Annotated in this window: 12 protein-coding genes; 7 read left to right on the plus strand and 5 right to left on the minus strand. The window is 54.0% G+C overall.

Annotation, left to right across the window (positions count from 1 at the left end; all coding sequences use genetic code 11):
* Positions 1-184: 184 nt before the first annotated feature.
* Positions 185-826, plus strand: coding sequence for a hydrolase (locus ACPUC7_RS19375; RefSeq protein WP_494924115.1), 642 nt, complete (start codon positions 185-187; stop codon positions 824-826).
* Position 827: 1 nt separating this feature from the next.
* Here ACPUC7_RS19375 and ACPUC7_RS19380 read toward each other — a convergent pair whose 3' ends face one another.
* Entirely contained in the window at positions 828-1,730 is a 903-nt protein-coding gene (locus tag ACPUC7_RS19380) for a LysR family transcriptional regulator (protein WP_494924116.1), read from the minus strand.
* 95 nt (positions 1,731-1,825) lie between these two features.
* On the opposite strand from ACPUC7_RS19380, the gene ACPUC7_RS19385 reads away from it, so the two are divergent.
* On the plus strand, positions 1,826-2,647 hold the full coding sequence (locus ACPUC7_RS19385) for an SDR family oxidoreductase (protein WP_494924117.1): 822 nt from the start codon (positions 1,826-1,828) through the stop codon (positions 2,645-2,647).
* Positions 2,648-2,735: 88 nt separating this feature from the next.
* On the opposite strand, the gene ACPUC7_RS19390 is transcribed toward ACPUC7_RS19385, so the two are convergent.
* Both ACPUC7_RS19390 and gorA read right to left on the minus strand, forming a co-directional pair.
* Positions 2,736-3,668 (minus strand): nucleoside recognition domain-containing protein, encoded by a 933-nt coding sequence (locus ACPUC7_RS19390; RefSeq protein ID WP_494924118.1) that lies wholly within the window; start codon positions 3,666-3,668, stop codon positions 2,736-2,738.
* A gap of 274 nt (positions 3,669-3,942) precedes the next feature.
* The gene (gene gorA / locus ACPUC7_RS19395) at positions 3,943-5,295 is read right to left on the minus strand and encodes a glutathione-disulfide reductase (protein WP_494924119.1); all 1,353 of its coding nucleotides are present in this window, start codon (positions 5,293-5,295) and stop codon (positions 3,943-3,945) included.
* A 127-nt stretch (positions 5,296-5,422) separates the two neighbouring features.
* Between gorA and rnz the strand changes: the two genes are divergently transcribed.
* Positions 5,423-6,334, plus strand: a complete 912-nt coding sequence (gene rnz, locus ACPUC7_RS19400; protein ID WP_343551659.1) for a ribonuclease Z — start codon at positions 5,423-5,425, stop codon at positions 6,332-6,334.
* Here the strand turns inward: rnz and ACPUC7_RS19405 are convergent.
* A complete protein-coding gene (locus tag ACPUC7_RS19405) occupies positions 6,331-7,143 on the minus strand; it encodes a CPBP family intramembrane glutamic endopeptidase (RefSeq protein WP_494924120.1) in 813 nt (270 codons plus the stop codon). The two genes, rnz and ACPUC7_RS19405, sit on opposite strands and share 4 nt — an antisense overlap.
* A gap of 39 nt (positions 7,144-7,182) precedes the next feature.
* Positions 7,183-8,025 carry a 23S rRNA (adenine(2030)-N(6))-methyltransferase RlmJ gene (locus ACPUC7_RS19410; RefSeq protein ID WP_343551657.1) on the minus strand — a complete coding sequence of 281 codons (843 nt, stop codon included), beginning with the start codon at positions 8,023-8,025 and terminating at the stop codon, positions 7,183-7,185.
* Positions 8,026-8,358: 333 nt separating this feature from the next.
* Between ACPUC7_RS19410 and ACPUC7_RS19415 the strand changes: the two genes are divergently transcribed.
* From ACPUC7_RS19415 to rsmJ, 4 genes are all read left to right on the plus strand, one after another.
* On the plus strand, positions 8,359-8,808 hold the full coding sequence (locus ACPUC7_RS19415; protein WP_494924121.1) for a YuaE family lipoprotein: 450 nt from the start codon (positions 8,359-8,361) through the stop codon (positions 8,806-8,808).
* Between the two features lie 124 nt (positions 8,809-8,932).
* The gene (locus ACPUC7_RS19420) at positions 8,933-10,375 is read left to right on the plus strand and encodes a hypothetical protein (protein WP_494924122.1); all 1,443 of its coding nucleotides are present in this window, start codon (positions 8,933-8,935) and stop codon (positions 10,373-10,375) included.
* Between the two features lie 231 nt (positions 10,376-10,606).
* Entirely contained in the window at positions 10,607-12,649 is a 2,043-nt protein-coding gene (gene prlC, locus ACPUC7_RS19425) for an oligopeptidase A (RefSeq protein ID WP_494924123.1), read from the plus strand.
* Between the two features lie 7 nt (positions 12,650-12,656).
* Complete coding sequence (gene rsmJ, locus ACPUC7_RS19430; protein ID WP_494924124.1) at positions 12,657-13,406, plus strand: 16S rRNA (guanine(1516)-N(2))-methyltransferase RsmJ; 750 nt, start codon at positions 12,657-12,659, stop codon at positions 13,404-13,406.
* The last annotated feature ends 11 nt before the right edge of the window (positions 13,407-13,417 follow it).

Below are 13,417 nucleotides of genomic sequence, written 5' to 3' on the forward strand. Positions count from 1 at the left end.
TTTCTTAGGCATTTTAAGGTGAATATTGCCATCAATATGCTTTTTAATCGTTGTAAATCAATCTTCTATCAATGCTTTGAACAAGTTGTAAAATTCTTTGCGTTATCTCTTAACATCCACTTTCTCTAAAGTTCATTCCAGCAGCACAACACACAAATTTAAAACCACTTTAGAGGAATAGATGATGTCTAAATTCGACCTGCTTGACCCACAGAACTCTACTCTGATCTTCATCGACCACCAGCCGCAGATGTCTTTTGGTGTGGCGAATATTGATCGCCAGCAGCTCAAAAATAACACCGTCGCCCTGGCGAAAGCGGGCAAAATTTTCGACGTGCCGGTGATTTATACCTCGGTGGAAACTGAAAGCTTCAGCGGCTACATCTGGCCGGAATTGTTGGCGGTGCATCCGGATGTGATGCCGATTGAGCGCACCTCAATGAACTCGTGGGAAGATGCGAAATTCGTTGAAGCGGTGGAGAAAACCGGCCGTAAAAAGCTGATTATCTCCGCGTTGTGGACCGAAGTGTGCCTGACCTTCCCGGCGTTAATGGCGATGAAAGAGGGCTACGAAGTGTATGTGGTCACCGATACGTCGGGCGGCACCAGCGTGGATGCGCATGAACGTTCAGTGCAGCGCATGGTGCAGGCCGGTGCGATTCCGGTCACCTGGCAGCAAGTGCTGCTCGAATATCAACGCGATTGGGCACGCAAAGAGACCTACGATGCGGTGATGGATTTGGTGCGTGAACACAGCGGTGCTTACGGCATGGGCGTCGATTACGCTTACACGCTGGTGCACAAAGCGCCACAGCGTAAGGCCTAATTCATCCAGGGCGCGGCAGGCTGGTTTTCAACGCTTCGATAAACAGCCGCAGCGCCACTGATTGATGGCGATTTGGCGGGAACCACAAGGCAATCCCCGCCGATTGCACCCGCCAATCGGCCAGCAATTCTACCAGCTGGCCGCTGCTCAACGCCTGCTCGACATACAGCGACGGCACATAAGCAATGCCCAAACCGGTGCTCGCTGCTTGTGCCATCAGCGCGTTATTATCCAACGTGATGATGCCCGGTACGTCAATTTCATAGCTTTGCGCTGCCTGCGCATATTCCCATTGATAGCGTTTGCCACTGGGTAAACGATGGCGAATGCACTGCTGTTGCAGTAAATCGTGCGGATGGTTCACCGCTGGATGTTGCGCCAGATAAGCGGGTGATGCCACGGTGACAAAAGTCAGCGGGCCGCCCAATGCAATCGCCACCATATCCTGCGGCACATCTTCAATCAGCCGAATGCCTGCATCAAATCCGGTGGCGGTGATATCCACCAACGCACCTTGCGCAGCGAAATCGAGTTGAATATCCGGATAGCGCGCGCTGAACTCCGCCACCACCTTATCCAGCAACACACCAATCACCGCATCGCTGGCGCTAATACGCAGCGTGCCGTAATGCTGATGGCGGCTGGCGGAGATGTCGTGCAGCACATCGTCCATCTGATTGAGCAAGGGCGACAGCCGATCCAGCAGTTGCTGTCCGGCCTCGGTCAGCGACACGCTACGTGTGGTGCGCTGGAACAGTTGCACGCCGAGATTGTGCTCCAGCGTTTTGACTAAATGACTCAGCGATGAACGCTTTAAGCCAAGCAGTTCAGCGGCGCGACGAAAGCTGCGCTGCTCGCCCAGCGTTTTGATGGCTTGCAGTTCGTGCCAGGAAGGGCGTTTCATTGGTGGTTTTTCCTCACCAGGTCATGCGTGATTGCGTAGATTATCACCACCAGTAAAGCGATCTACCATCAGGTTTTCAACATGAGGAACTTAAGATGAAAACCTGGTTAATTACCGGAGCCAGCAGCGGGCTGGGCCGTTTGATGAGTGAACGTTTACTGGCACGCGGTGATCGTGTAGTGGCAACGGTACGCCGTGAACAAGCGATGGCCGATTTGCAGCAGACTTATGGCGGGCAGTTGCAGGTCATCATGCTGGATCTGGCGCAAACCGCCAATATCGCGCCGACCATTGCGCAAGCCTTTGCCACGGTTGATCGCATTGATGTGGTAGTGAGCAATGCCGCGTATGGCTTATTTGGCGCGGCGGAAGAGTTGAGCGATGCGCAGATTGATCGCCAGATCGCCACCAATCTGACTGGTTCGATTCAGTTGATTCGTGCGGTGATTCCGTTGCTGCGTCAGCAGGGCGGCGGGCGCATCGCGCAGATTTCTTCGGAAGGCGGGCAGGTAGCGTATCCCAACTTTAGTCTGTACCACGCCAGCAAATGGGGCATTGAAGGCTTTGTCGAAGCGGTGCGCCAGGAAGTCGCCAGTTTCGGCATTGATTTCCTGTTAGTTGAGCCAGGCCCAACTGCCACCAATTTCGGCGCGAGTTTGGATGTGGCGCCGGCGCTGGCGGAGTATCAGGACAATGCCGCAGGCCAGTTGCGTCGTGCGATTTTATCCGGCGATTTCACCATTGCCGGTGATGCTGGGAAGTGCGTGACAGCGATGATTACTACGCTGGATCAAGCCGCGATGCCGCTGCGTCTGGCGCTGGGCAGCACCGCGTATAATCATATTGAAGCCGCGCTGGAGCAACGTTTGGCGGAGTTGCGGGCACAGCGCGATGTGGCATTTGGCACAGATGTGTAATTTTTACGGTGCGCATAAATGCGCACCCTACGAAAATACACGGCACCGTTGTAGGGTCGCCATTTATGGTGACCTCTCTCTGCCAGATTCAATACAACAAACTATGCACCGCAGCGCGAAGTGCGATGCCGACTAAAATGCCGGGCACGGCAAAGCGGAACAGACGCGGGAAGCGGCTCGACAAACCAAGGTAAATACCAATGCCGGGCAGATCGAAGGTCTGAATCAGTAATCCCGCTGATGCATTGATGTTGTGGGCGCTGTACAAACCTTTCTCCACCAATCCTGCCACCACGCCGTAATAGGCGGTGCCGCCCGCCAGACATTTGGTCAGCGCTGGAAGGATATAGACTTCGGATATATTGAGTTTATCCAGCAGCGGCGAAACCAGGCGCGTTAACATTTCAATGCCGCCTGCTTCCTTCAAAATGCCAACCACCGACAGCGAGATGATTAGCATCGGCAGCGAACCCATCGCCAAACGAATCGCATCGGAACCGGCGCTATTAATAATACCAATCAGCCCCATTTTGCTTTCGTTGGTGGTGACGGCTTCATCTTCGTTGAGCAACGCTTTGTCGGAGAGTTTGCGGCCAAACAGGTGGTAGGTGGCTGCCGCCGCCATCACGCCGCCGCATACGGAAATAATCAGTGCGGTGCTCCAGTGCAATCCCGCCGGAATCAGCGGATAAAAGGTGCTCGCCTGGCCCATGGCAAACAGCATCGCTAGCGTCGCCGCCATATGACGATCGGAGGTGCCACGCTTTTCCATGATTGCTAGCGCCGCCAGCGGGGCGGCGAAACTGACGAAATTAAGCTGAATCATGGCGAAAAATGCCAATCCAGTAATACCAAATGGTTTTAATAACGGTGTGGTATGCCGAACCACAAAATCTAATACGCCTTTCACTTCCAAATATTTCATGATGAATAACATCACCACCATAATTGGAATTAACGTATATAACGCGACATCTACCGATGATTTCCCTGCGGACATAATAATATTGATGATATTCATGCCCGCTTGCGACCTCTGTTCACACCGTTCTCCCCGAAAAAATAAAACTGCACGCATATGCCACAAAGTCGCCAAAAATGGCGACCCTACGATTGTTCGACTCGGTTTTGTAGGGGCGTCATTTTTGGCGACCTATTAGCTCTGAGCTGCAAAGAAATAAATCTTATCCTGTGCGCGAATTATTGAGTAGTGAAGAAAGCGGGATATAAATTGCAGACATAAAAAAACCAGCCAGATAAATAAATGGCTGGTTTTTAATTTCCATTAGGAAATATTAACGCATAGTAACGAACTCTTCCGAAGCCGTTGGGTGAATCGCCACGGTATTATCAAAGTCTTTTTTGGTCGCACCCATTTTCAGCGCCACCGCGAAGCCTTGCAGCATCTCGTCCATGCCATTGCCGATGCCGTGAATGCCGACAATCTTCTCTTCCGCTCCAACACACACCAACTTCATGCGGCATGGCTGGCGATGTTGCGTCACGGCGGTGTACATCGCTGTGAAGGACGATTTGTAAACTTTCACCTGATCGTCGCCGTACTGTTCGCGCGCCTGCGGTTCGGTGAGGCCAACGGTGCCAATCGGCGGATGGCTGAACACCACGGTGGGCACGTTGCTGTAATCCAGATGCTCGTCGGGTTTGTTGTTGAACAGACGCTCGGAGAGACGACGACCTGCCGCCACGGCAACCGGCGTTAATTCTACCGCGCCAGTGTTATCGCCGACCGCGTAAATGCCTTTGACGCTGGTGTTCTGGAACTTATCGACGTTGATATACCCTTTCTCGTTCAACGCCACGCCGCTGGCCGCCAGATTGAGATTGTCGGTCGCTGGTTCACGGCCAATCGCCCACACCAGGCAATCCACGGTTTGCTCGTGACCACTTTCCAGTTGCAGCGTCAGACTGCCGTCGGCGTTTTTAATCACAGCTTTTGGAATCGATTCGGTATGCAGCGTTGGACCTTCTGCCTGCATCACTTCCACTAATGTTTCGACGATCAGCGGATCGAAGCTGCGCAACGGCGCATGTTTACGCACAAACAGGTGCGTTTCCGCGCCCAGCGCATTGACCACGCCAGCCAGTTCAACCGCGATATAACCCGCGCCAACCACCGCCACACGTTTTGGCAGCGTATCCAGCTCGAAGAAACCGTCGGAGTCGATGCCGTATTCTGCGCCCGGCACCTTTGGATGGCTTGGACGGCCGCCGGTGGCGATCAGGATGTGGTCGGCGGTGATGGTTTCACCGTTCACTTCCACGGTGTTGGCATCGACAAAACGCGCGAAGCCTTTGATCACATCAACCTTGTTCTTGCCCAGCACGTTGTCGTACGAGGTGTGAATACGGTCGATGTAGGCGCTGCGGTTTTTCACCAGAATCGACCAATCAAAGTGGTTTACCGTGGTGTCGAAGCCATAATCCGGGCCATAAAGATGAATGGCTTCGGCGATTTGCGCCGCATGCCACATCACCTTTTTCGGTACGCAGCCAACGTTGACGCAGGTGCCGCCCAGCTCTTTGGCTTCAATTAACGCGCACTTCTGACCGTGCATCGCCGCACGGTTAATCGAGGCGATTCCGCCGCTGCCGCCGCCGATGGCGAGGTAGTCATAATGTCTGGTCATCCGTTATGTTCCATCTGTGGGAGGAAAATTGGCATAGAGTTTAACGCTAGCAGCGCGAGGCACGCAAAGATTGCGCCTATGTTTATGATAGGGTCAAATTCAGGTTCCGTTTACAGGGATGAATATTATGCATCTGACTTTTCTTGGCACCGGCGGCGGTGCGCCCAGCCTGCAACGTAACGTTACCGCCATTGCGTTCACGCGATCGAAACGCGGCGAAACCTGGCTGTTCGATTGCGGCGAAGCGACGCAACACCAATACATGCGTTCGGCGCTCAAACCGAGCAAGCTGGAGAAAATCTTCATCACCCATCTGCACGGCGACCACATCTTTGGGCTGCCAGGATTGCTCACCAGCCGCTCAATGGCCGGTTTGCTGGAGCCGCTGACGGTATTTGGCCCCAAAGGCATTCGCCAGTTTATCGAAACCGCGCTGAGTTTAAGTGGCTCGTACACCAGCTATCCGCTGGAGATTGTCGAGATTGAAGCCGGTTTGGTGCTGGATGACGGCGAATTCCGCGTCACAGCGTGGCCGTTGAACCACATGATCGAGTGTTACGGCTATCGCATTGAGCAGCATGACAAACCGGGCTTCCTTGATGCGCCGCGTTTGAAAGCTGAAGGTGTGCCGCGTGGTCCGTGGTATCAGGATTTGAAAGCCGGCAAACGCGTGCGGCTCGAAGATGGTCGTGAAATTAATGGCGCGGATTATCTCGGCCCGGCCACCAAAGGCAAAGTGTTGGCGATTTTTGGCGATACCGCGCCAACCGAGGTAGCGCTGCAACTGGCGGCCAATGCCGATGTGATGGTGCACGAAACCACGCTGGAAGCGGCGCTGGTGGAGAAAGCGAATGGACGGGGTCATTCAACCACGATTCAGGCGGCCGAAGTGGCCAAAAAGTCAGGCGCGAAACGCATGATTGCCACGCATTTCAGCTCGCGTTATGTGTCGCACGATCGGGAAAGATTGCTGGCAGAGTGCCAGTCGGTGTTTGCGGCTACCGAACTGGCACACGATTTTGCGGTGTTCGAGATTTAGTGCTGGAGCGCCGGATAGGTGAAGAACAGCAGATGCGTCATGTTGAACAGGAAATGCATGCCGGTAGCGACCCACAAGCGGCCGCTCCACTGCCATGCCAAACCGTAAATCAATCCGGCCAAGGTGGCGAACACCATCAGCATTGGACCGCCGGGAAAATGCGACACGCCAAACAGTAACGATGTCAGCAGCAGCGCCGCCACCACGCCGCCTTTCTGGCGCAGGCGCTGTTGCAGATAACCCCGAAAGAACGCTTCTTCCGCCAGCGACACAAAGAACAGATTCGCCAACATAAAACTGCCCAGCCATTCTGGCCAATGCAGCTCAACCGCCAAACCACCCAATTGCACCGCGATAGTCAGCAGCAGCGGGATCGCCGCCAGCAAGGCTAACCACAGAATCTTGTAGCGCGGCGGCGCGGCGCGAGCACGGAATAGCGTCGGCAAGCAGATGAGCAACACAAACGGAATCAGTGCTTTATCGAAATTGTACGAGAAGCTAAACGGCGTGCTGAGCGGCCCGGCTTGTACATCTTGCACCTGACGCGGGTTGTTGAAACCGGGGAAGAAATGCAGGAACAGACCGATAGCGATGGCGACCAGCGCCACTTCGGTGATGATCTGCATCCAGCGGGCTGGATTTTCGACGCGCACCCAGGCGATAACGGCGATCACGCCCAGCAGCGTCATCGCTGGCCAGTTCACCACATCCTCAAATAAACCGAGAATGGTGGCGAGCGTAAGCAGTAAAACGGAGAGACGTTTGGCCGGCGACAGCGCAGTTAGCGCGCCAGCCAGAATGATCCACATGATAATTGTCCTATTTGGCTGGCAGCGCGCAGAGCGAACTTATTCAGGCACGATCTGGGTAACGCTGAAGTGACCGGTTCCGGCTGGCACCAGCTTTTTATGCAGCCACGGCAGCAACTCTTCCATCTGCGCTTTCAGTTTCCACGGCGGGTTAATCACGATCATACCGGATGCCGTCATGCCACGCTGATCGCTGTCTGGACGTACCGCCAGCTCGATTTGCAGAATGTTGCGGATGTTGGTGGCTTGCAGATCTTTAATCATATGCTTGATCTGCTGGCGCATCACCACTGGATACCACAGCGCGAATACGCCGGTACCAAAACGTTTGTGACCTTCTTTGATGCCTTTCACCACATCCTGATAATCGCTTTTCATCTCATACGGCGGATCGATCAGAATCAGGCCGCGACGGCTCAGCGGCGGCAACTTCGCTTTCAATTGCTGGTAGCCATCACCACGCGACACGCGTGCGCGATCGTCTTTGCTGAACTCGGTGCGCAGCAGCGGGTAATCGCTGGAGTGCAGCTCGGTCATTTCCATCTTGTCGTCTTCACGCAACAGGAAACGCGCGATCAGCGGCGAGCCAGGATAATACTTCAGCGTGCCGTGCGGATTGAGGTTACGCACCGCCGAGAGATACGGCTTGAGCAGCTCTGGCACATCTGGCTGCTGCCAAATGCGGCCGATGCCTTCCAGATATTCTCCGGTACGCTCGGCGTGCTCACCGCTCAGCAGATAACGTCCAGCACCGGCGTGCGTATCCAGATAAAGGAAAGGTTTTTCCTTCTCCATCAAAGCGGTGAGGATCAGGCTTTCAACGGTGTGTTTGAGCACGTCGGCATGGTTGCCGGCATGAAAACTGTGGCGATAACTCAGCATAAAGAAAGGGGGTCCGCGGTTGGATCAAAGGAGATAAAACTGTGTATGTGGCGCGATTATAGCCGCGTCGGCTAAAAATTGCTGACGTTTTGGCGGAGCGAGTTAAGTTTCATCTCTTTTCGTCGCTTTAGCGGGTTGCGACTTGTCTGGTTATCAGCGAAGATTTCCGCGGCAGAATTCTTTTCTCGGATTACATCCGCAGATTAAGTAAGTTAGTCTTCGCTAAACCAAGCGGTCTCAAGCTCAATGCCAGGAGATTCTGGCAGGAAACTTTCCGGTTAAGACCGTATAATTTTTTGCTTAAAGCATCTCTAACAACTCCTGGTGAAAATAATGAAAAAAATGACGGGTATCGCGGTGGCAAGCCTGCTGGTACTGAGCGGTTGCGCGAAACAACAGCCTGTTCACAGCCTTGTCACTGAGCAAGCGCCTGAGCCACAGCCAGTTGCGCAGCAAGCGCCAGAGCAACAAAGCTCACCGTTTGTCGCTTCAGCGCCTGAGCAATCGTCTTCACCTTCATTCGGTGAAGATCGTGCCAGCAATATTCAGCAGTGTCGTAAAGAGTTGGATGCGATGCGTTTGTATAGTCAGGCATCATTCGATAGCTATCAGGCTGAATTCCAGAAAATTGGTGCGCAGACCAATAAATATCTGCAAATCAAAGATTCAATTGGCGCGGATATTAACGATTTGGTGATGCCGCGTTATCAGTTCCAGATTCGCGAACTGTGCTTCCGCATTAAAACTCGCCTTTCCCAGCTGATTATTCGTCAAGCCGGTTAACTCGCGTAATACCAATTAAAAGTATTAACAGCGCAATTACCTTGCGCTGTGGTTGGGCTTCATCTTTATCTTGAAGATAATGATGAAGCCTTGTGTTTTCTTGATGCCGCACCGGGAGGCTAAGGTGACATTACGTTATCTGCCACGGATTCTTTTTATCACTGTAGCGCTCATGCCGGTTTTGGCACAGGCGGCATCTGACGATGCGATGCTGCGCGCATTCGGTGAGGCATCGAGCGCCAAACCTTTTATTCCCGCGGAAGTGGCTAAACCTCAACCTGCCAAAAAATCTGCCGAACAAGCCGAACTTGAACGCTTGCGCGCACGCGTCAAACAGTTAGAAAAACACCAGGCCGAGGCAAATCGTGGTTCGTCGCAGGAATCGCTGAAAGAGAGCAAGAAAAAGCTAACGGCATTAGAAGCAGAGAATCATCAACAAACGCAGCACCTGAATACAATGGCGCAAGAGCTGAAAGTCGCACAGCAAAAAGTCAAAGATGTCGTGGCGGTGAAGCCTGCCGATCATGATGAGCAACTCGCGGCACTGCAAGCAGAGAAAAAACGGCTGGAACAAGAAGTGGACCAGCTAACGCAGGCGTTGCAAGCGGCTGAGCAGCAAAATCAAAAGTTGAGCGAGTCGCAAAAGACAGCTGATTTACTGCAAGCGAAACAAAGTGAAAGCGATAAAAAACTGGCATCGCTGAACGCAGAAAAACAGCAGCAAGCACAACACGCAGCGCAACTCAGTGAACAGTTGAGTCAGGCGCAGGAAGCAGTTAAACGCAATGAAGAGAAGCTGAAACTTCAGCACGCGGCAGATTTTGAAAAGTTAAATCAGCAATTGCGTGATGCGCATGATGCGGCCAAACGCCGTGAGGAAGCTTTGAAACTCAAGCAGATGCAAAATATTTCTGCGTTGACCAATGAGTTGAATCAGGCAAAAAAGCAGCCGGCCAGCATGACGCCGCTGGCATCCCCGAAAACTGATGCTGAACGTGATGGCTATACGTTAGGCCAATCGATCGCCACTAATGCGGTGGTGCAGTTGCAGATGGTGAAAGATGTGGGCCTCAACATTAGCCTGGATCAGTTAATCGCCGGAATGACAACCCAATTGAAAACCGGCACTTCTGCTATCGACAGTGAAGAGATGTCACAGCGCTACGCGAAGATGCAGGCCTCGATGAACCAAGGCATGGGTAAGCTGATCGAGCAAGGCTATGCGCAATTGGATAAGCAGGTTGAGAAACGTAAAACGTTGCGCGCTGAAAACGGTATGCGCTGGTTTGCAGTCAAACCGGTGAAAGCCAGGTTGATTCCGGATCAGCAGGTAGAAGTGAGCGTGAAAATCAGCACGCTGGGCGGCAAAGTGATCAACGATTTTGCCGATGACAAAGTGCCGTTTGATGATAATCTGCCGCCGCTGCTGCACGATGGCATGTCGCTCACCGGACAAGGTGGTGCGGTAGAAGGCTGGGCGCTGGCGAAAGATATTGTCGAGCGCGAGCCGCTGCCACCGTGGGTGGCGCCTTATGATGTGATTCATTATCAGCTGGCGGTTAAGTAATCTTTCCACATTAAGCTTCAATCCGACTTCACGCACCATCCGTAGCGGCGCGATTCATCGCGCTCTTATGCATTTATTCACCCTGGACATCTTGCCCCTCTCCGGCATTGCGCAATAAATTGCGCCGCTACGGAATGTGCGAGCATTGATTTTCATGCCTTCAAGCCGCATGTTAGTAAAATTGCGTCGCGCGAAAGCTCGCGCCCCATCCATAAAGAAAGGACTGCGCTTATGACCAATCCGTTACTCACGCCTTTTTCGCTTCCGCCGTTTTCTTCCATCAAACCTGAACACGTGGTGCCTGCGGTTACCGAAGCGCTGAACGATTGCCGCGCGGCGGTTGAACAGGCGGTGGCGCAAGGCGCGCCTTACACATGGGAAAATCTGGTGCAGCCGCTGGCCGAAGTTGACGATCGTTTAGGCCGTCTGTTCTCACCGGTCAGCCATCTGAACTCGGTGAAAAACAGCCCTGAACTACGTGAAGCTTACGAGCAAACGCTGCCGCTGCTGTCCGAATACAGCACCTGGGTAGGCCAGCACGAAGGGTTGTATCAGGCTTATCGCAATCTGAAACAGGGCGACAGCTACGCCAAACTGGATACCGCACAGAAGAAAGCGGTGGATAACAGCCTGCGTGATTTCGAGTTGTCCGGTATCGGCCTCGATAAAGAGAAACAGAAGCGTTATGGCGAAATCGCCGCGCGCTTGTCTGAACTCGGTTCGACCTACAGCAACAACGTGCTCGACGCCACCATGGGCTGGAGCAAGCTGATTACCGATGAAGCAGAATTGGCGGGCATGCCGGAAAGCGCAATGGCCGCAGCAAAAGCACAGGCCGAAGCTAAAGAGCAACAAGGCTGGCTGCTGACGCTGGATATTCCGAGCTATCTGCCGGTAATGACCTACTGCGACAACGCCGCGCTGCGTGAAGAACTGTATCGCGCCTATTCAACGCGCGCGTCCGATCAAGGCCCGAATGCCGGTAAGTGGGATAACGGCCCGGTAATGGCGGAAGAGCTCGCGCTGCGCCACGAATTCGCTCAGCTGTTAGGCTTTGATTCCTACGCCGATAAATCGCTGGCGACCAAAATGGCGGAAAACCCGGCGCAGGTGATCGACTTCCTGACCGATCTGGCGAAACGCGCCCGTCCGCAAGGCGAAAAAGAGCTGGCGCAACTGCGTGCCTTCGCCAAAAAAGAGCACGGCGTTGACGAGATGAATCCGTGGGATCTGACTTACTACGGCGAAAAACAGAAGCAGCATCTTTACACCATCAGCGACGAGCAACTGCGTCCGTACTTCCCGGAAGCGCGTGCGGTGAGTGGTTTGTTTGAAGTGGTGAAACGTATTTACGGCATCACGGCTAAAGAGCGCAAAGACGTCGATGTTTATCATCCTGACGTGCGTTTCTTCGACCTGTTCGACGAAAGTGGCGAACTGCGCGGCAGCTTCTATCTCGACCTGTATGCGCGTGAACACAAACGCGGCGGCGCGTGGATGGATGATTGCGTTGGCCAGATGCGTAAAGCTGACGGCAGTTTGCAGAAGCCGGTGGCGTATCTCACCTGTAACTTTAACCGTCCGCTGCAAGGCAAACCGGCGCTGTTTACTCACGATGAAGTGATCACCCTGTTCCACGAATTCGGCCACGGTTTGCATCATATGCTGACGCGCATCGAAACGCCGGGCGTGTCGGGCATCAGCGGTGTGCCGTGGGATGCGGTCGAACTGCCAAGCCAGTTTATGGAAAACTGGTGCTGGGAGCCGGAAGCGCTGGCGTTCATCTCCGGACATTTCGAAACGGGCGAGCCGTTGCCGAAGGATCTGCTGGATAAAATGCTGGCGGCGAAAAACTATCAGGCGGCGCTGTTTATTCTGCGTCAGCTGGAGTTCGGCCTGTTCGATTTCCGTATGCATACTGAATTCGATCCCGCTAAAGGCGCGCAAATCCTCGAAACCCTGCGCGAAGTGAAGAAGCAGGTTGCCGTGGTGCCAAGCCCGGAATGGGGCCGCTTCCCGCACGCCTTCAGCCACGTGTTTGCTGGCGGTTACGCCGCAGGTTATTACAGCTATCTGTGGGCCGATGTGCTGGCGGCGGATGCCTATTCGCGTTTCGAAGAAGAGGGCATTTTCAATCGTCAAACTGGTCAATCGTTCCTCGATAACATCCTGACGCGCGGCGGTTCTGAAGAGCCCATGGAGCTGTTCAAACGCTTCCGAGGCCGTGAACCGCAGCTCGATGCGATGCTGGAACATTACGGAATTCAGGGATAAGCCTGTAGTGAAAATCGGTTTAGTTGACGAAACAGGCGCCGGAGACGGCGCCTTATTACATTTGGCACAGCGCTGGGGTTTAGAAACGGACGCTGAGGCGACGATGGCGCTGGTGCTCACGCCGCAACATCTCGAATTGCGCAAGCTGGATGAACCAAAACTGGGCGGCATTTTTGTCGATTTCGTGTCTGGCGCAATGGCGCATCGGCGCAAATTTGGTGGCGGTCGCGGCGAAGCGGTGGCAAAAGCCGTGGGCATCAAAGGCGGTTATCTGCCGGATGTGATCGATGCCACCGCCGGTTTGGGCCGTGATGCGTTTGTGCTGGCGGCGTTGGGTTGTCGTGTGCGCATGCTGGAGCGTCATCCGGTGGTCGCGGCGCTGCTGGAAGACGGTTTGCGTCGTGGTTATGAGGATGTCGAAATCGGCGGCTGGCTGCGCGATCGCTTAACGTTATTGCACGTGGTGAGTCAGCAAGCACTAAGCGATATCACCCCCGCGCCGGATGTGGTGTATCTCGATCCGATGTATCCGCACCGGCAAAAAAGCGCAATGGTGAAGAAGGAGATGCGGGTGTTTCAGTCGCTGGTGGGGCCGGATGAGGATGCTGATGCATTGCTGGAACCGGCGCGTCGGCTGGCGAAAAAGCGCATTGTGGTGAAGCGTCCGGATTACGCGCCGCCGTTAGCGGGTATTGCGACACCCGATGCGGTGGTGACCAAAAGCCACCGGTTTGATATTTATCCGCCGTTGGCGTAGATCGTGCCGAA

The sequence above is a fragment of the Pantoea sp. CFCC18179 genome (genome assembly GCF_059412405.1).